This is a genomic window from Nonomuraea sp. NPDC003709, from assembly GCF_040610775.1.
Lineage (GTDB): Bacteria > Actinomycetota > Actinomycetes > Streptosporangiales > Streptosporangiaceae > Nonomuraea > Nonomuraea angiospora_A.
Map to the genome: position 1 here is coordinate 443,463 of NZ_JBEXMW010000005.1, position 17,331 is coordinate 460,793.

At 71.5% G+C, this 17,331-nt stretch carries 16 protein-coding genes; 10 read left to right on the plus strand and 6 right to left on the minus strand.

The features are described 5' to 3' along the window. Positions 1-6: 6 nt before the first annotated feature. The 3 genes from ABZX61_RS18320 to ABZX61_RS18330 form a co-directional block, all read right to left on the minus strand. Positions 7-750, minus strand: coding sequence for an amino acid ABC transporter ATP-binding protein (locus ABZX61_RS18320; protein WP_350727810.1), 744 nt, complete (start codon positions 748-750; stop codon positions 7-9). Between the two features lie 107 nt (positions 751-857). Next, a complete protein-coding gene (locus ABZX61_RS18325; RefSeq protein ID WP_350727811.1) occupies positions 858-1,691 on the minus strand; it encodes a glutamate ABC transporter substrate-binding protein in 834 nt (277 codons plus the stop codon). Next, the gene (locus ABZX61_RS18330) at positions 1,688-2,374 is read right to left on the minus strand and encodes a response regulator (RefSeq protein ID WP_350727812.1); all 687 of its coding nucleotides are present in this window, start codon (positions 2,372-2,374) and stop codon (positions 1,688-1,690) included. The genes ABZX61_RS18325 and ABZX61_RS18330 overlap by 4 nt, the downstream gene beginning before the upstream one ends. A 162-nt stretch (positions 2,375-2,536) precedes the next feature. On the opposite strand from ABZX61_RS18330, the gene ABZX61_RS18335 reads away from it, so the two are divergent. Further along, the gene (locus ABZX61_RS18335) at positions 2,537-5,356 is read left to right on the plus strand and encodes a response regulator (RefSeq protein WP_355195845.1); all 2,820 of its coding nucleotides are present in this window, start codon (positions 2,537-2,539) and stop codon (positions 5,354-5,356) included. Between the two features lie 49 nt (positions 5,357-5,405). Here the strand turns inward: ABZX61_RS18335 and ABZX61_RS18340 are convergent, their stop codons facing one another. Further along, positions 5,406-5,759, minus strand: coding sequence for a hypothetical protein (locus ABZX61_RS18340; protein WP_355195847.1), 354 nt, complete (start codon positions 5,757-5,759; stop codon positions 5,406-5,408). Between the two features lie 7 nt (positions 5,760-5,766). Between ABZX61_RS18340 and ABZX61_RS18345 the strand changes: the two genes are divergently transcribed. Genes ABZX61_RS18345 through ABZX61_RS18360 form a run of 4 tightly spaced genes read left to right on the plus strand, consistent with a single transcriptional unit; the run spans position 5,767 to position 10,491 of the window. After that, on the plus strand, positions 5,767-6,189 hold the full coding sequence (locus ABZX61_RS18345) for a hypothetical protein (protein WP_355195849.1): 423 nt from the start codon (positions 5,767-5,769) through the stop codon (positions 6,187-6,189). After that, positions 6,189-7,067: a hypothetical protein gene (locus tag ABZX61_RS18350; protein WP_355195851.1), complete on the plus strand. Its 879-nt coding sequence runs from the start codon at positions 6,189-6,191 to the stop codon at positions 7,065-7,067. The genes ABZX61_RS18345 and ABZX61_RS18350 overlap by 1 nt, the downstream gene beginning before the upstream one ends. A 17-nt stretch (positions 7,068-7,084) precedes the next feature. After that, positions 7,085-7,393, plus strand: a complete 309-nt coding sequence (locus tag ABZX61_RS18355) for a YbaB/EbfC family nucleoid-associated protein (protein ID WP_355195853.1) — start codon at positions 7,085-7,087, stop codon at positions 7,391-7,393. A 56-nt stretch (positions 7,394-7,449) separates the two neighbouring features. Beyond that, the gene (locus ABZX61_RS18360) at positions 7,450-10,491 is read left to right on the plus strand and encodes a BTAD domain-containing putative transcriptional regulator (RefSeq protein ID WP_355196133.1); all 3,042 of its coding nucleotides are present in this window, start codon (positions 7,450-7,452) and stop codon (positions 10,489-10,491) included. Positions 10,492-10,497: 6 nt separating this feature from the next. Here ABZX61_RS18360 and ABZX61_RS18365 read toward each other — a convergent pair whose 3' ends face one another. Then, positions 10,498-10,764 (minus strand): hypothetical protein, encoded by a 267-nt coding sequence (locus ABZX61_RS18365; RefSeq protein ID WP_355195855.1) that lies wholly within the window; start codon positions 10,762-10,764, stop codon positions 10,498-10,500. Positions 10,765-11,032: 268 nt separating this feature from the next. Here ABZX61_RS18365 and ABZX61_RS18370 point away from each other — a divergent pair, with 268 nt between their 5' ends. From ABZX61_RS18370 to ABZX61_RS18385, 4 genes are all read left to right on the plus strand, one after another. Then, a complete protein-coding gene (locus ABZX61_RS18370; RefSeq protein ID WP_355195857.1) occupies positions 11,033-11,938 on the plus strand; it encodes an ATP-binding cassette domain-containing protein in 906 nt (301 codons plus the stop codon). After that, positions 11,935-12,726 (plus strand): ABC transporter permease, encoded by a 792-nt coding sequence (locus ABZX61_RS18375; protein ID WP_355195859.1) that lies wholly within the window; start codon positions 11,935-11,937, stop codon positions 12,724-12,726. The genes ABZX61_RS18370 and ABZX61_RS18375 overlap by 4 nt, the downstream gene beginning before the upstream one ends. Before the next feature lie 65 nt (positions 12,727-12,791). After that, positions 12,792-14,102 carry a histidine kinase gene (locus tag ABZX61_RS18380; protein ID WP_355195861.1) on the plus strand — a complete coding sequence of 437 codons (1,311 nt, stop codon included), beginning with the start codon at positions 12,792-12,794 and terminating at the stop codon, positions 14,100-14,102. Further along, entirely contained in the window at positions 14,093-14,737 is a 645-nt protein-coding gene (locus tag ABZX61_RS18385) for a response regulator transcription factor (protein WP_350727821.1), read from the plus strand. Before ABZX61_RS18380 ends, ABZX61_RS18385 begins: the two co-directional genes overlap by 10 nt. A gap of 22 nt (positions 14,738-14,759) precedes the next feature. On the opposite strand, the gene ABZX61_RS18390 is transcribed toward ABZX61_RS18385, so the two are convergent. Continuing rightward, entirely contained in the window at positions 14,760-15,467 is a 708-nt protein-coding gene (locus ABZX61_RS18390) for a sulfotransferase family protein (RefSeq protein ID WP_350727822.1), read from the minus strand. A 527-nt stretch (positions 15,468-15,994) separates the two neighbouring features. Between ABZX61_RS18390 and ABZX61_RS18395 the strand changes: the two genes are divergently transcribed. Beyond that, positions 15,995-17,329: a hypothetical protein gene (locus ABZX61_RS18395; RefSeq protein ID WP_355195863.1), complete on the plus strand. Its 1,335-nt coding sequence runs from the start codon at positions 15,995-15,997 to the stop codon at positions 17,327-17,329. Positions 17,330-17,331 lie beyond the last annotated feature (2 nt).

A 17,331-nucleotide genomic window follows, 5' to 3' on the forward strand; every position in this document is an offset into this window, starting at 1 on the left:
GGCTCCTTAGTGAGTGAGGATCTTGGCGAGGAAGGACTGGGCGCGCTCGCTGTTCGGGGCTCCGAAGAACGCGTCGGGGGTGTTCTGCTCGACGATCTCGCCCTCGGCCATGAAGACGACCCGGTCGGCCGCGCGCCGGGCGAAGCCCATCTCGTGGGTGACGACCACCATGGTCATGCCCTCGCGGGCCAGCGAGGTCATGACGTCGAGCACCTCGTTGACCATCTCCGGGTCGAGGGCCGAGGTGGGCTCGTCGAAGAGGATCGCCTTGGGGTCCATGGCCAGCGCGCGGGCGATGGCCACCCGCTGCTGCTGCCCGCCGGAGAGCTGGGCGGGGAACTTGGCGGCCTGGCCGCCGATGCCGACCCGGTCGAGCAGTTCCTGGGCCCTGCGCACGGCCTCCGCCTTCGGCCGCTTCAGCACGTGGACCTGGCCGAGGACGACGTTGTCCAGGACGGTCTTGTGCGCGAAGAGGTTGAAGGACTGGAACACCATGCCCACCTCGGCGCGGAGTCTGGCCAGCGCTTTGCCCTCAGCGGGCAGCGGCGTACCGTCCAGGGTGATCGTGCCGGAGTCGATCGTCTCCAGGCGGTTGATCGCCCGGCACAGAGTCGACTTCCCGGCGCCGGACGGGCCGATGATCACGACGACCTCGCCCTGCCTGACGTTCAGGTTGACGTCCCTGAGCACATGGTGGTCGCCGTAGCGCTTGTTGACCTGGTCCAGGACGATCAGGTCGGCCTCGGTCATGCGTCACGCTCCTTGTCTCGGTCAGCGATGGCGTAACCGTAGGAGCCGTATGTGTCACCGAAAGGCTTGTGCGCGTTCTGCTCAGTGATTGATCGATCTGAGTTCGATCAGGGCCGGTGGTCGCCGGGCCTGGAGGAGTCGGACGTCGCGCCGGAGACCCCGATGGTGTCCTTGTAGGCGCGGTCCCACTGCCCGTCGCGCAGCCAGCCGGCGATCAGGCCGTTGAGGTAGTCGCGGAAGGCGACGTCCTGTTTGGGCACGCCCATCCCGTACGGCTCGCGCCCGAACGGCTTGAGCACCAGCCGGAACTGGTCCGGATGCTGGTCGAGCAGGCCGAGCAGGATCGTGTCGTCGGTGCTGATCGCATCGACCCGCCCGTTCGTGAGCGCGGGCACGCAGATGCTGTAGGCGTCGACGATCTCCAGGGTGGCACCGGGCACCAGGGAGCGCAGCCGCTCGACGGACGTCGAGCCCGTGGCGGTGCACACGGTCTTGCCGTCCAGGTCCGACACGTCGTTGATGGTGGTGTCGGACGTCCTGACGAGAAGGTCCTGCCCGGCGTAGTAGTACGGGTCGGTGAAGGCGACGAGCTGCGCGCGGGCCGGGGTGATCGAGTACGTGGCGATGACGAGGTCCACCACGTTCTGCGAGATGAAGTTCTCCCGCTCGCGCGAGACGGTCTCGACGAAGCGGATGTTGCGCTCGCTGCCGGTGAGGTCCTTCGCGATGAGCCTGGCGATCTCGGCGTCGAAGCCGATGATCCGCCCGCTGGCGGGATCCTTGTAGCCGAACATCGGCTGGTCGAACTTGGTGCCCACGACGAGGACGCCCCGCTCCCTGATCCGGGCCATCGTGGAGCCCTCGGGGAAGGGGTTGTCGCTCCCGCATCCGGCGGCGGTGAGGCAGAGCAGGACGGCGAGCAGCGCCCTGAGCCCTCTCATCGCACTCGATAACGGTGCTGGGGGCGCCCGGTCGGCCCGTACTTCGGCCGGCCTTCGAGCAGCCCGCGATCGGCCAGATGCTCCAGGTAGCGGCGGGCGGTGGCGCGGCTGACGCCGATCATCCCGGCCAGCTCGTTCGCCGACACGTCCTCAGGGACGGCGGCCAGCGCGTCCAGCACGGCCTGCTCGGTCGCCGCCGAGATGCTCTTCGGCCGGGCGCCCTGGTCGAGGTGGAGCGTGCGGAAGATGCGGTCGATCTCCTGCTGCTCGGCGAACCGGTCGCCCGACTCCAGTTGCTCGGCCGTGGCCGCGTAGCGCAGCAGCGTCTGCTCGAGCGTGCCCGCCCTGGTCGGCTTGACCAGGTAGTAGAGCGCGCCGCGCTGCATGGCGGCGCGTACCGTGGCCGACTCCTTGCGCCCGGAGATCACGATGATGTCGATGGGCGGCTGCTCGGGCCGGCGCAGCCGGTGCGCCACCTCCAGCCCCGGCAGGTCGGGCAGGTGCAGGTCCAGCAGCACCAGCCGGGGCGCGAAACGGCCGGCGGCGGCGAGCGCCGCCTGGCCGGTGTGGGCGATCCCGACCACCCTGAACCCGAGTACTCTGTTCACCTGCGCGTGCAGGGCCGCCGTGACGACCGGGTCGTCGTCCACGATGAGAACGGTGATGTCCCGTGGCTCAGGCACCGCCACTCCTCGTCCAGGTGCAGTTTTTACAAATCAGAGTGAGCTTAGGCAGGTTTTGTTACAAACGCTCAAGTTTTGCGCGTTCTGCTCACCATGATCCGCCGCCCATGCCCTCTTCCTCTTAATCTGTAGCCGAACCGACAGGGGGGAGGACGGACGCCGGTGAGATGGGTGCTCGCGGTGACTGCCCTGTGGACGCTGCTCGGCCTGCTGCCCCTGGCGCTGCTGACCTCCTCCAGTATCTCCCTGTCGGAGAACGCCGTGCGCGACGAGGTCGACGACCGGGTCAGGATCACCGCCTCGGTGAGCCGGGTCGTGGTCGAGCAGCAGATGGGCTCCCTGGCGCAGCTCGTCACCACGTTCGCGCAGCGGCCCGGCGTGCGCGACACGGTGGAGCACGCGTCCCCCGAGGCCATGCGTGCGTCCCTCGGAGAGCTCAAGGAGCTGCGCGACGGCATCAGCGGGCTGATCCTGGTCTCGTCGGAGGGCCGCATGCTCGGCGCCGAGCCGAAGACCGTGCTGCCCCAGGACCTCACCGCCACCGACTGGTACCGCGCCGTGCGCGACCGGCGGGCGGCCCACATCTCCCAGGCGTACACGCCCACGATGATCGACGTGTCCAGGGCGGTCGCGGTGGCCGCGCCGATCCCGAGCGCCGACGGCAAGCGCATGCTCGGCATTCTCGCCGTCGTCTACAGCCTGGACGCCATCCAGGAGTTCGCCAAGGAGGCCGCCGAGGCGCAGGACATCAGGCTGCTGATCACCGACCGGGCGGGCGTGCTCGTCGCCGACCCCGGCAGGAAGCTCCTCGCGCTCACCTCCCTGCGCGAGGACCCCCGGGTGGACGCCGCGCTCGCCGGGCGCACCTGGAACGGCCTGTTCAGCGGCGTCGACGGCACGGTGCTGTCGGCGTCCGAGCCGATCCCGGGCATCGGCTGGACGGTCACCGCCGAGGTGTCCGCCACCAAGGCGCTGGCCTCGGCCGAGCGGCTCAGGACGAACGTCATGACCGTCGCGGCCCTGCTGGCCCTGCTCATCCTCATCGGCCTGGGCCTGCAGATCCACACCACGCGCGGCCGCCGCCGCGCGCAGGCCACGCTGGCCAGGTACGCGGCCGAGCTGGCCGCCGCCAGGGACGAGGCGGTCAGCGCCTCCAGCGCCAAGTCCGAGTTCCTGGCCAAGATCAGCCACGAGATCCGCACCCCGATCAACGGCGTGCTCGGCATGAACTCCCTGCTCATGAGCACCCGGCTGGACGACGAGCAGCGCCACTACTCGACCACGGCCCAGGAGTCGGCCCAGAACGTGCTGCGCCTGCTCGACGACTTCCTCGACCTGTCCAGGATCGAGGCGGGCCACCTCCAGGTCGACGCGGTGCCGTTCGACCTGCCGCGGTTGTGCGACGAGGTGGTCGCGCCGTTCGCGCCGCACGCGTACGAGCAGGGGCTCTGGCTCACGCTGCGGCTCGACGACGGCGTGCCCCGGCAGGTGACAGGCGATCCGGCGCGGCTGCGTCAGATCCTCACGAACCTGGTGGGCAACGCGCTGAAGTTCACCGTCCAGGGCGGGGTGGACCTGCACGTCACCCTCGAGGAGGGCGAGCCCGGCGACGCGCGGGCGGTGCTCAGGTTCGCGGTCGCCGACACCGGGATCGGGGTGGGGCCCGACGACCGGGAGCGGGTGTTCGGCGTCTTCCGGCAGGTCGACTCGCCGATCACGCGCAGGACCGGCGGCAGCGGCCTGGGGCTGGCCATCGGCCGGCAGCTCACCGAGCTCATGGGCGGGGAGATCGGGCTCGACAGCGTGGAGGGCGTGGGCAGCCGGTTCTGGGTGCGCCTGCCCGTTGACGTGCTCACCTGGTCGGAACCGTCGGTCGAGGCTCTGCAGGGCAGGCGCGCGCTCGTCGCCGACCCGCGGCCCGAGGACCGCGCGCTGGCCGTGCGGTTCCTGGCGGGCGCCGGGCTCGACGTGGAGGAGACCGCGGACTCCGCCCTGGAGCTGCTGCGCGCCGCCGCGTCGGGCGGGCGGCCGTACGAGCTCGCGGTCGTCGCCCTCGACCTCGGCACCGACGCCGAGTCGACCGCGCACGTGATCCTCACGGACCCGCTGCTCCAGGCGACCAGCGTGGTCGTGGTCGTCACCCCCGGGCGGTCGGGCTTCGCCTGGCCCGGCGCCATGGGGGAGCGGGCCGTCCAGTCGATCACCCGGCCGCTGAGCCGCCGCCGCCTGCTGGCCGCCGTGGAGAACGCCCTGGTCACCGCCGAGTGCCCCGGCGAGCCGCGCGAAGGCGTGGAGCTCGCGGGCAGGGACGGCGGCGCGCGGATCCTGGTGGCGGAGGACGACGAGGTCAGCCGCCAGGTCGCGATGCTCGTGCTGCGCCAGGCCGGGCACGAGGTCGAGGTGGTGGACGACGGCGAGCAGGCCGTACGCGCCGTGCTGGCCGGGGGCTACGACCTGGTGTTCATGGACTGCCAGCTGCCCGTGCTCGACGGGCTGGCCGCGACCGAGGAGATCAGGCGGCGCGAGGACGCGCACACCCCGATCATCGCGATGACCGCGGCGGCGATGCCGGACGACCGGATCCGCTGCCTGGCGGCCGGGATGGACGACCACCTGGCCAAGCCGGTGGACTGGCCGCGCGTGCTCGCCAGCATCCCGGAGTGGGCCGCCTACTCCGGGCTCCCGCCCGAGCTGGTGGGGCTGTCGCCGGAGGCGCTCGCCGACGTGGCGGAGGCGTACCTGGCCACCGCGACGCGGACGTACGAGGAGCTGCGGCTGGCGGCGCGGACCGGCGACGTGGCGGAGGTGGCCGCGCTCGCCCACCGGCTCAAGGGCAGCTGCGCGACCGTCGGGGCGGCCCGCGAGGCCGAGCTGTGCCGGCGCGTCGAGGATCGGGCGCGTACGGGCGCCGTCGACAGCGAGCCGCTCGACGAGCTGGGCGAGCTGCTCAAGGTGACGCCGGCATGGATGAACAATCCGTAGCCGCTTGTTAACACCTGAGAAATTTGTCAACGTTAGTGTCTCACTGTTACTAGTCGTGTTTGTTTGTAGTGATTGGAGGGTTGATGGCTGATTCGTCTGGTGAGCCGAGTCCAACGACCACCCCCAGCCCGACGTCCTCCCCGACGCCGACCGCGTCCCCGACGGGCACCCCGTCCCCGACCAGCACCCCGTCCCCAACCGGCACCCCATCTCCGACGGGCTCCCCATCTCCGACGGGCACCCCGTCCCCGTCCGGCACCCCGACTCCCACGCCCACGGGGTCACCGAGCCCGACCCCGTCCCCGACGGGCACCCCGAAGCCGACCCCGACTCCGTCGGGCACGCCCACCCCCACCCCCACGCCCACCTGGTCGCCCGTTCCGACGCCCACCTGGTCGGTCATCCCCCCGGTGCAGGAGCCCTCCCCGCGCCCGGCCCCGACCCAGGAGCCGGTCCAGCCCCCGAACGCCCCCAGTGGCGGCCTGGAGATCCACTGGACCTCGATCCGCCGCCTGGCCAAGCTCTTCGACAAGACCGGCGACGACGTCGTGGCGCTGCACCGCGGCTCCACCTCGCTGGCCACCACCTCCGACCTGGTCGGCGGCGACGACGACGGCCGCGCGTTCGCCGAGTGGTACAGCGACGGCTACGACTCGCTCACCGAGGCGATGCGGGGCATCGCCGACAAGAACTTCAGCGCGGCGGGGAACTTCCGCGACTTCGAGAAGTTCTGGGACTTCCTGGAGCAGCAGATCATCAGCACGCTGCCCAAGATCCCCGACCTTCCCGCGCCGCCGATCCCGCAGGCCCCGCCGCGCAAGGAAGGCGCCTGATGTTCGACCCCTTCCAGGCGCTGGCCTGGTTCGCCGACGTGCACGTGCCGGTGGCCGACGTGAGCAACCTGCGGGACCGTGCCAAGGCGCTGCGCACGCTGGCCGAGTCCATCGGGAAGGTCGCGCACAAGACCGACGCCGGTGTCGCCGAGGCGCGCAAGGCGAACGACAGCCGCATCGTGGACCGCTTCGCCGACGTGTGGCCGAAGGAGCTCGCCCCCCGCTACGCCGCGCTCCAGGAGGAGCTGCTGGACCTGGCGGCGGGCTGCGAGGAGTACGCCGACGCCGTCGAGGAACACCGCGAACAGCTCCGGATCATCGGCACGTACCTCGCCGCCATGGCCTTCACGATGATGTTCGGCTTCGTCTACCCCGCGGCCAGGGTCGCGGCCGAGAAGGCGTTCAGATGGCTGGTGTCCAGGGCCAAGCTGGAGCGCACGATCTTCCAGAAGATCACCAGGATGATCCTGGAGGCGCGGATGGGCAAGCGCCGCGTCGGCAACTACTTCGTTCGCGAAGGGCTCGACGCGCTGGCCGACTCCGTGCTGTGGACCGCGCTCAAGACCGGCGTGCACGCGGGCAGCTCGGCCGCCACGGGGCAGCCGATGGGTAACCTCTGGGAGTACGCGGGCAAGCACTTCGCCGCCGAGATGGCCTACAACGGCGGCATCAAGGCGCTGAGCGACGTGCGCAGGTTCTTCCCCGCCACGAAGGTCACCGAGACGCTGCTGGGCTCGGACCCCGCGGGCAAGTTCTTCCGCCGCACGCTCTCGGCCGCCACCATCTACCCCCTGGTCGCCGGCGGGGCGATGTCGGAGCAGGGCGCGCTCCGCTCGGCGCTGGCGCACGCGCCCAGGGCCTTCATCTTCAAGCGTTGAGTGAGTGAGGAACACCGATGACGACACCCCGTACCGGAGACCCGGAGCTCGACCGCGCGCTGGCCGAGATGGCGGCGCGGACGGCCGAGCTCGAAGAGGTGAGCCGCCTGCTGGAGGAGACCCGGGGGCGCGGCGAGAGCGCCGGCGGTCAGGTCGTCGTGGAGCTCAAGCCCACCGGCTCGCTGGCCGGGCTGCGCATCGACCCGCGGGCGATGCGGCTGGGCTCGCAGGCGCTGGCGGACGCCATCGTGGAGGCGTTCCGGCTCGCCGAGGATGACGTGGCCGGACAGTCGTACGACCTGGCGAAGACCGTCTTCGGCACCTGACCGCCGCGCGGTTGGCGCGATATGGAGTGAATGGCAAGCTTGGTGCCGTGCGTGTGATGTTGCTCGGCCCGTTCGAGGTGCGTGACGGGGAGGGGCGCCGGGTCGAGATCTCCGGTGCCAGGTTGTGCGCTCTGGTGGCCCGGCTCGCGCTGGAGCCGGGCCGGGTCGTGCCGTTCGACGTGCTCACCGCCGCCATCTGGGGCGAGCGCCCGCCGGCCGGCAGCGCCAACGCCCTCCAGTCGCTGGTCTCCCGCACCCGTCGGCTGGTCGGCCACGCCGCGATCGAGTCGCACCCGGCCGGCTACCGGCTCGCCGCCGACGCCGACGACGTGGACGTCTCCCGGTTCGAGCGGCTGGCCGGCACGGGGGGCCTCGCCGCGCTCCGCCAGGCCGAGGGGCTGTGGCGGGGGCCGGCGCTGGCGGACCTGGCCGGGCTGCCGTTCGCGGACAACGCCGCCGTACGGCTGGACGAGCTGCGCCTGTCCGCCGCCGAGGATCGGCTGGACCTGGAGCTCGGTGCGGGCAACGACGTGCTGGCGGAGCTGGGCCCGCTGGCGGCCGCGCACCCGCTGCGCGAGCGCCTGCAGGGCCTGCTCATGCGGGCCCTGTACGCGGCCGGCCGGCAGGCGGACGCGCTCGACGCCTACGAGCGGACCCGGCGGACGCTGTCGGAGGAGCTGGGCGTCGACCCGTCCGCCGAGCTGGCCGAGCTGCACCTGTCGATCCTCCGGCACGACCCGCAGCGCCAGGACCGCCGCCGCACCCGCCGGACGAACCTGCGCGCCCAGGTGACCAGCTTCGTCGGCCGCGAGCAGGAGCTGGCCCAGCTCGCCAAGGCGCTGGAGACCGGCCGGCTCGTCACCGTCGTCGGCCCCGGGGGCGCGGGCAAGACCCGGCTCGCCGCCGAGGTCGCCGAGCGCTCGGCCGACCTGGCGCCGGACGGCGTCTGGCTGGCCGAGCTGGCGCCCGTCACCGACCCCCACGACGTCGCCAACGCGGTGCTCACGGCGATCGGCGGCCGGGACGGAGCCCGGTTCGAGGCCGGGGAGGGCGGCGCCGCCGAGCGGCTGGAGGAGGTCTTCGCCCAGCAGGGCGCGCTGCTCGTGCTCGACAACTGCGAGCATGTCGTGTCGGCCGTCGCCGAGCTGGTGGACCGGCTGCTGGGCGCCTGCCCCGACCTGCGCGTCCTGGCCACCAGCCGGGAGTCGCTGGCCGTCGCGGGCGAGAGTCTCTACCCCATCCCGCCCCTGGAGTGGCCCGCCGGCACGACCGAGGACGCCCGCGGCTACTCCGCGGTCCGCCTCTTCGCCGCACGGGCCGTGGCGGTCCGCCCCGGCTTCACCCTCGACGAGACCACCACCCGGGCGGTCGTCGAGATCTGCCGGCGGCTCGACGGCATGCCGCTGGCCATCGAGCTGGCCGCCGCCAGGACGCGCGCGCTGAGCGTGGAGCAGATCGCGGCCAAGCTCGACGACCGCTTCCGCCTGCTCAGCAGCGGCAGCCGGACGGCCCTGCCCCGGCACCGCACCTTGCAGGCGGTGGTCGACTGGAGCTGGGACCCGCTGTCCGGCGAGGAGCGGGAGCTGGCCATGGTGCTGGCGGCCTTCCCCGGCGGGGCCACGCTGGAGGCGCTGGAGGCGGTCAGCGGACTCGACCCGCTCGACGCGCTCACGGCGCTGGTGGACAAGTCGCTGGTCGAGCTGTCCGGCGAGCGCTACCGCATGCAGGAGACGGTCAGGTCGTACGGGATGGTCCGGCTGGCGGAGTCCGGGCAGGACCGGGCCGTGCGGGACGGGCACGCGCGCCACTTCCTGCGGCTCGCCGAGGCGGCCGACCCCGGGCTGCGCGGCGCCGGCCAGCTCCACTGGCTGGACAGGCTGCGGGCCGAGCACGACAACGTCGTGGCCGCGCTGCGGTTCGCGGCCGACGCGGGGGACGCCGAGCTGGGCGTGCGGCTGTCGGCGGCCATGTGGTGGTTCTGGTTCCTGCAGGGCATGCGGATCGAGAGCGTGCACTGGATGCGTGGCGTGCTCGACCTGCCGGGCGAGGTGCCGGAGGAGCTGCGGCCCGTACGGCTGGCGCTCCAGGGGCTCGTCCACCAGCAGCTCGGCGACCCGGCGGCGGCACAGGAGACGGTTCAGGAGGCGCTGGACCTCGGCGACCGGCTGGGCGGGCCCGTCGGCGTGCTGCTGCTCTGCGCGTCGATGGTGCTGGGAGACCTGGTGGCGGCCGCCCGGGCCGCCGAACGGTCGATGCCGGGCCTGACCGGCTGGGAACGGGCGTTCGCGCGGATGACGCTGTCCATGGCGGCCGAGAGCAAGGGGGACGTCAGCGGGGCGTTCACCCTCGTCGACGAGACGCGGCGGGAGATGGAGGCCCTCGGCGAGCGGTGGGGGCTGTCCTCCGCGCTGCGCGTGCTGGCCGAGCACCACGACCGCGCGGGCGATCTCGCTGCCGGGATCGAGGCCAGGTCGCGGGCGCTGCGCCTGGCCGGTGAGCTGGGTGTCGTGGAGGACCAGGCCGCCATCCTGGCCAAGATCGCGCTCTCGTACGCGCGGTCGGGTGAGCATGACCGCGCCCGGTCGTACATGGACGCGTGCTGGGACTGCGTGGAGCGGTTGCGGCGGAGGGAGGGCGTCGAGTACGTCCGGCTGTCGCAGGTCGAGGTGCTGCTCCGGAGCGGTGACCTGGAGGAGGCGCGGCGCGAGCTGACGGCGGTCGAGGATCCGTCCTGCCCTCCCGACGTGCGGGCCTGGGCCGCCTGCTATCGCGCGATGGCCGCGCTGCTCGACGGCGACCGGCCGGGTGCCGGGCCGTCGCTCGACACCGCGATGGAGCTGGGGGACCTGCCGATCCTGGCCGCCGCGGCGCAGGTGCGGGCGGCCGCGCTGGCCGACGACGAGCCGGCGCGGGCGGCGTACCTGCTGGGGGCCGCTACCGCACTGCTCGGGACGGAGGACCGCAGCGGGTTCGGCGACCTGCTGTGGCCCGCGGAGCGGGCGCGGGCGGCGCTGGGGGACGAGGCGTTCGCCGCGGCGTACGAGAGCGGGGCCGCGCTCACCCGCGACGCCGCGATCAGCGCCGTCCGCCCGGCGTGAGCGGCTTCAGGTGGAGCAGTCGCAGCAGTTGCAGCAGTCGCAACAGGAACAGTCCAGGCCACTCAGGTCACACCCGCCCCGGCCGCGATGACGGGCGTCCCGCCTGTTCCACCGGGGCTGCCACCGGCCGCAGGTCAGGACCGTCAGGATCCCGGCCCCCGTCTTGCGGATCCAGCCGGGCCGCTCGTACGACGCCCGGAACACCCGCTCCACCGCCCGATGCACCTCGGCGCCGAGCAGCGTGTCCACCAGGTGGCGCTCCTCGAACTCCACCTCCCGCAGGTGATGCCGAACATACGACCTCGCAGGATTTGTCGATGATCGAGGGAATCGTACGGATTCTGGATGCGCGATGCCCGGAGGCACAGCCGAACCCGGTATTTCCCCGTGGTCCGCACCCGAGGCGAGGCAGTACATTGGGCCGACCAGGCCGGAGACGTCCCCGTTCGCCGCCGGCCTGGTCTTTTACGGCTTTCCGCCATCGAAGTCGGCGGCTCGCCCCCATACCCGCCGGACCCGAGGCCGCCTAGCGTGAGGCGGCGTGATCAGTCTGAAGGGTTTGAGCAAGAGGTACGGCGACCGCCCGGCGGTCGACGACCTGACACTGGAGCTGAGACCGGGCACGGTGACCGGGTTCCTCGGCCCGAACGGGGCCGGGAAATCCACCACGATGCGCCTGATCCTCGGCCTCGACCGCCCCACCTCCGGCACCGCGCTCATCGGCGGCGTGCCGTACCACCGGATCGGCAACCCGCTGCGCACCGTCGGCGCGCTCCTCGACGCCCGCGCGCTGCACCCGGGCCGCAGCGGCCACGCGCACCTGGTGGCGCTGGCCCGCGCCAACGGCATCCCCCGGCGGCGCGTGGACGAGGTGCTGGAGACGGTCGGCATGGCCGCGGCGGCACGCAAACGGGCCGGGGCGCTGTCGCTCGGCATGAGCCAGCGGCTCGGCATCGCGGCGGCGCTGCTGGGGGATCCGGAGGTGCTGATGTTCGACGAACCCGTCAACGGGCTCGACCCGGACGGGGTGCGCTGGGTGCGCGGGCTCATGCGCTCGCTGGCCGCCGAGGGCCGGACGGTGTTCGTCTCCAGTCACCTCATGACCGAGATGCAGCTCACCGCCGACCACCTCGTCGTGATCGGCAAGGGCCGGCTCATCGCGGACGCGCCGTTGTCCGACGTCATCGCGGGCAGCTCCCTGACGGCCGTGCTCGTCCGCACCCCGCACGCCGGCGATCTCGCGGTACGGCTGCGCGCCGCCGGGATCGCGGTGGACCGGTACGGCGAGAACGAGCTGGAGGCCACCGGCGCCACCCTCGAAACGGTCGGCGACCTGGCCTACGAGGCCGGGATCCGGCTGCACGAGCTGCGCACTCGGGAGGCCTCGCTCGAACAGGCCTACCAGGAGCTGACCGCGGGAAGCGTCGAGTACGGGGCGGGATCATGAGGACGTTGTGGCAGGCGATCGGGTCCGAGTGGGCGAAGCTGTGGTCGGTCAGGTCCACGTGGTGGTGCCTGGCCTGCGCGGCGGCGCTCATGGTGGTGACCGCGCTCACGCTGGGCGGCGCGAGCGTCACCGACGCCCTGCGCGAGGGCCGGACCGGCGCGCGGGTGACGGCCAGCGAGCCGGTGGTGTCGGCGACGTCGTTCGTCCAGTTCGCGCTGGTGGCGCTGGCGATGCTGGCGATCACCTCGGAGTACTCGTCCGGGAGCATCCGGGCCACGTTGCAGGCCACGCCCGTCCGAGGGGTGGTGCTGGCGGCCAAGGCGCTGGTGGTGGCGCCGGTGATGGCCGTGGCGGGCGTGCTGTCGGGGGCCGTCGCGACGGTGGTCGTCCAGGTCGTGCTGTCCGGCGCTCTGTTCGGCGGGCTCGTGGTGTCGCCGATCGGCGAGGTCGTGCCGGACCTGCTCGGGGTCGGGGCGTTCTTCGCGCTGGTGTCGGTGATGACGCTCGGCGTCGGCGCCGCGATGCGCAGCGCGGCGGGCACGCTGACCGTGGTGTTCATGCTGCTCATGGGGCTGCCGCTGATGTTGCTGACGACGGGGAGCCAGGCGGCGCTGGACGCCTCTTTGCGGATGCCGACGTTTGCCGGGCTGGCGTTCATGGGGAGCGCGGACAACCTGGCCGGCGGGCCGATGCCGTACTCGGCGGGGGAGGGGCTGGCCTGGCTCCTCGCCTGGACGGCGGCGGCCCTGGCGGCGGGCCACGCGGTGCTGCGCCGCCGCGACGCGTAGCGCGGCGGCCCGCGATGCCAGGAGCAGTGCGCGTCATCAGGGGGTTGCGCCTAGAATTCACGCCCGTGTCAGGCAGTAGGGCAGCCCGGGTGCTGGCCGGGGTCGTCCTCGGGATGGCCCTCGGCCTCGTCGAGCTGGTTTTCCTGTGCGTGGCGTGGCCCGCGTGCCTGGTCCCCGCCGCCCGGCCCGCCGTCGTCCGAGGCCTGGACAGGCTGATGGCGCTGGAACGGGCCAGGCTGTCCGGCTGGTTCGGGCACGAGGTGGCACGGCGGGACGGCGGCTACGGCTTCCTCGCGGCCCGCGCCGCCCTGGGGGTCCTGGGCGGGTACCTGTGCGCGGCGGGCCTCTTTCTCGGAGGGCTCCTGCTGGTCGGCGGCCTGTGGGATCTCGCATGGGGGCGGGCCGAGCCGGTGCCGGTGAACCTGCCCGGCGTCAGGATCGTCACCAGCAGCGGCATGCTCGGCCTGACCGGCGGCGCCGTGCTGCTCGCCCTGGTCGCCCTCATGACCCTGGCCGTCGGATCGCTCGAACGGCGGCTGGCCGACCACTTCCTCGGCCCCGGCAGCCACGAGCTGATGCGCCGGCGGATCGCCGAGCTGACCGCCACCCGCTCCGGCATCGTCCGGGCCGTGGACGACGAGCGGCGCAGGATCGAACGCGACCTCCACGACGGCGTCCAGCAGCGCGGCGTCGCGCTCGCCATGCTGCTGGGCCGCGCCCGGCACAGCGCCGATCCCGGGGCGACCACCGAACTGGTCGCCCAGGCGTACACCGAGTCGCGCCAGCTCCTCGACGAGCTGCGCAGCGTGGCCTGGCGCATCTACCCGACCGCGCTCGACGAGCTGGGGCTGCGCGCCGCGCTGGCGGGCGTCGCCGACCGGTCGAGCGTGCCGGTGACCGTGCACGACGGGCTGGCCGGACGGCCCGTGTCGGAGGTGGAGACCGCGCTCTACTTCGTGGCCCGCGAGGCGATCACCAACGCGATCAAGCACGCCGGGGCGCGTGACATCCTGGTCGTGCTGACGGAGGACGAGCGGGCGGTGAGCGTGGTGATCTCGGACGACGGCTCGGGCGGGGCCGATCCGATGGGCGGCGGGCTGTCGGGGCTGGCCCGGCGCGTGCTGGCGCTGGACGGGGAGTTCACGGTCCAGAGCCCGCCGGGCGGGCCCACCAAGATCGCCGCCACCCTCCCGAAGACACCGCCCGGCGGCTCCCCCGAGGCGTCGGAGGCCGTCCCCGGGCCATCCGGGGGCGTTTCCGGAGCGGTGCCCAGCGGGCCCCGAGCGGGGTCGAGCGGGTCCGGGGCAGGGTCGAGCGGGCCTGGGATGGCGTCGTCCAGCGGGTCCGGGGCGGAGGCGGGCTCGTCGTGCGGGTGATCCTGGCCGACGACTCCGTGCTGCTGCGCGAGGGGCTCACCCGGCTGCTCGACGACGCCGGTCACGAGGTGGTCGCCGCCGTCGGTGACGCCCCCGCCCTGCTCGCCGCCGTCGAGCGCCACCGCCCCGACGTGGCCGTGATCGACGTCCGCATGCCGCCCGGTCACAAGGACGACGGCCTCCGGGCGGCCCTGGAGATCCGCGACCGCCACCCCGGCGTCGGCGTGCTGGTCCTGTCGCAGTACGTCGAGCAGCACTACGCCGCCAGGCTGATGGCCGGCTCCACGCGGGGCCTCGGCTACCTCCTCAAGGACCGGGTCTCGGAGGTGGCCGACTTCCTCGACTCGCTCGAACGCGTACGCGCGGGCGGAGCCGCGTTCGACCCCGAGGTGGTGCGGCAACTCCTGGCCCGCACCACCCGCGCAGACCCGCTGAGCGGCCTGAGCCCGCGCGAGGGCGAGGTGCTGCGGCACCTCGCCCAGGGCTTCGTGAACGCGGCCATCGCCGAGCGCCTGCACGTCTCGCTCAGCACGGTCGAGAAGCACGTCAACGCCATCGTGGAGAAGCTCGACCTGCCCCGCGACCCCGACTACAGCCGCCGCGTCCTGGCCATCCTCCGCTACCTGGACACGTGAGACCCGGGCGGCGAAGGCACCCTCACTCCTGCCGGGTGAACGGCGAGCCCAGCCGACCCTCGTTGATCAGCCGGTCCAGGGTCTCACGCATGGTCTTCGCGTCGTTCAGGTGCGGGAACGGCTCCCCGGCCGGGACGTCCACGCCCAGGAACCGGCAGAGCGGCTCCCACCCTTCGCGCACGTCGAACACCAGCAGCCGCTCGGCGGGCAGGCTCTCCCTGACCGTGGCCAGGTGACGCTCGAACACCGCCACCGCCTCGTCCTCCTCCGGCAGCCCCTCCCTGAGGCTCCTCCTGCCCTCGAACACCGACGAAGTGATCAGATCCATCACCGGGCTGAGCCGCATCATCCCGCCGAACACGGCCGCCGCCGTCTCGGGCAGGTCCTCCGGGAGCTCCCGCCCCGGGCCGATGGAGACGAGCGTCTGCATGCTGCGGTACCAGGCGTGCGGGTCGCGTACGGTCAGGATGACCTTCGCGTCCGGGTACGCCTCCGCCTGCTCCCTCCAGAAGAAGGACGCCGGCCAGTCCTGCGTGGAGCGGAAGCCGTCGAAGACGTGCTCCCAGTCCACCTGCGCGCCGTCGGCCAGGGGCAGCCACCTGTCGACGCGGGACGGGTCGCTGATGATCGTGAACATGTGGTGGCACGGTCCAAAACCGAGCCGTTCGAGTGCCGCCTTCATCGAGCTGGTTCCGGTACGCGGGAATCCCGCGCCGATCACCGTGAGCACATTTGCCTCCATGGGGTGTTGGCCGGCTACTCCCGATGTTGACCCGTGGTCATGGGACCGGCAATCATCCAAGGCCGACTCAGCGGCCATGGATGAGCGGTAGCGGACCGTATCGACATCGGTGCGGAGCAGTGCCGGCGTGAGGGACGATCACCACCCCGGCCATGAGCGGGGCGTGGCGAGTACTGGCGTTGGGACGACACGTGCGCCCGGCCTCTCGGACGGTCGGCCGCGCCTGGGGGTCATGGCGTCTCGGTGGCGTGAGCGGGCGCAGCACGCGGGCGGAACGGATGCACCCGAGCAGTTCGACCGACCGGTCACGCAGGCGAACCACTCGGCAGACCACAGGAAGATCTTGATGGATCGAGGTTTAGCCATCATTTGTCCAGCTATCAATCTCGTCGTTTTTCGGAAATTGAGGAGTTGCCTTTCTTGTTTTCTGCCGGGTCCTCCTGCATATGATCAGTACGTGACGTTTTTGCCTGGGTGGCGCTGCCCTTTGGTTGCCGTACAGGGAGTCATCGATCATGTCCAGAACTGCACCCTTCTCCGTCGCGTTCAACGGCCCTGTGGACAGGTTCGTGGTCACGAGCAACCTGGGAAGCGGCCAGATTATCGTTATCACGCAAAGCGGCGACGTCTGGGGGCATAATCTCGCAGGCAACGCCAACGCCGTCGGGCAAGGCTTCAAGTTCGAAGGTGCGCGGGTCGCGTTCAACGGTCCCGTCGACAGGTTCGTGGTCACGAAAGACGACCGTATCTTCGTCATTACGCAAAGCGGCGACGTCTGGGGTCACAAGTTCAACGGCAGTAAAATCGACCCGAGCTTCAAGTACGGTGGAGCGAAGGTCGCGATCAACGGCCCCGTCGACAGGTTCGTGGTCGCCAGTGGTCTGAAGAATGACGACCGGATGTTCGTCATCACGCAAAGCGGCGACGTCTGGAGCCATGCGATCACCAGCAACTCCATCGGGCCGGGCATCAAGTGCGGCGGGGCGAAGGTCGCGATCAACGGCCCGGTGGACAGATTTGTGGTCACGATGGGCAGTCGCATGATCGTCGTCAGGGAAGACGGCGATGTCTGGGGCCATGAGGTCGATCCGGGCGGGGTCATCAACAACACCATCGGACCGGCCTTCAAGTTCGACGGAGCGAAGGTCGCGATCAACGGCGCCATGGACAGATTCGTGGTCACCAGTGACAACCGTCTCATCGTCATCAGGGGAGACGGCGACGTCTGGGGCCATAATGTCATCGGCAAGACCATCGGACCGCCATTCCCGATGAACTTCCGCCTCATGCACTTCACTTTCGCGAACGACATCACCGCAGTACTCCGGGACCGGCTGATCGAGCGGCACAGGTTCGCGCTGCGGCGCGTCATGCTATGTAACAGCCTGTCGGCTGAGGAGAAACGCCGTCTCATCGACGTAGCCTATGATCGCCCGATTCACCACAAGGCGTTTGTCGATGAAATCGATCTCGGCAGGGCGGACCGGAACCGCGGGGAGTTGAGCGTCAACTTCCAACTTCTGTTCCCGTTGGGAGACGAGGAGATCGCCCAAACGATCATTCACGAGATGATGCACATGGCGCATTACTGCCATCCCGAAGAAAGGCACGACCCTCCCGCAGGGACCCCCTGCACCTCCCCGCCGTTCGACTGCCCCGGCGACAATGGCCCGTACTACGGAACGCCTCCACTGCGGGCCGAGCTTTGCATTGCGGGCGACCAGAGCCTGCACGGGCGACTTGAGCGCAAGGCTGTCAACAAAGGTTGCACGAGCGATGGGCAAGATGTGGCCACGATCTACGTCGAGTCTTCAGTGACGCCCCGTTCTCGCCGGCCCGCGTACAGGTGATC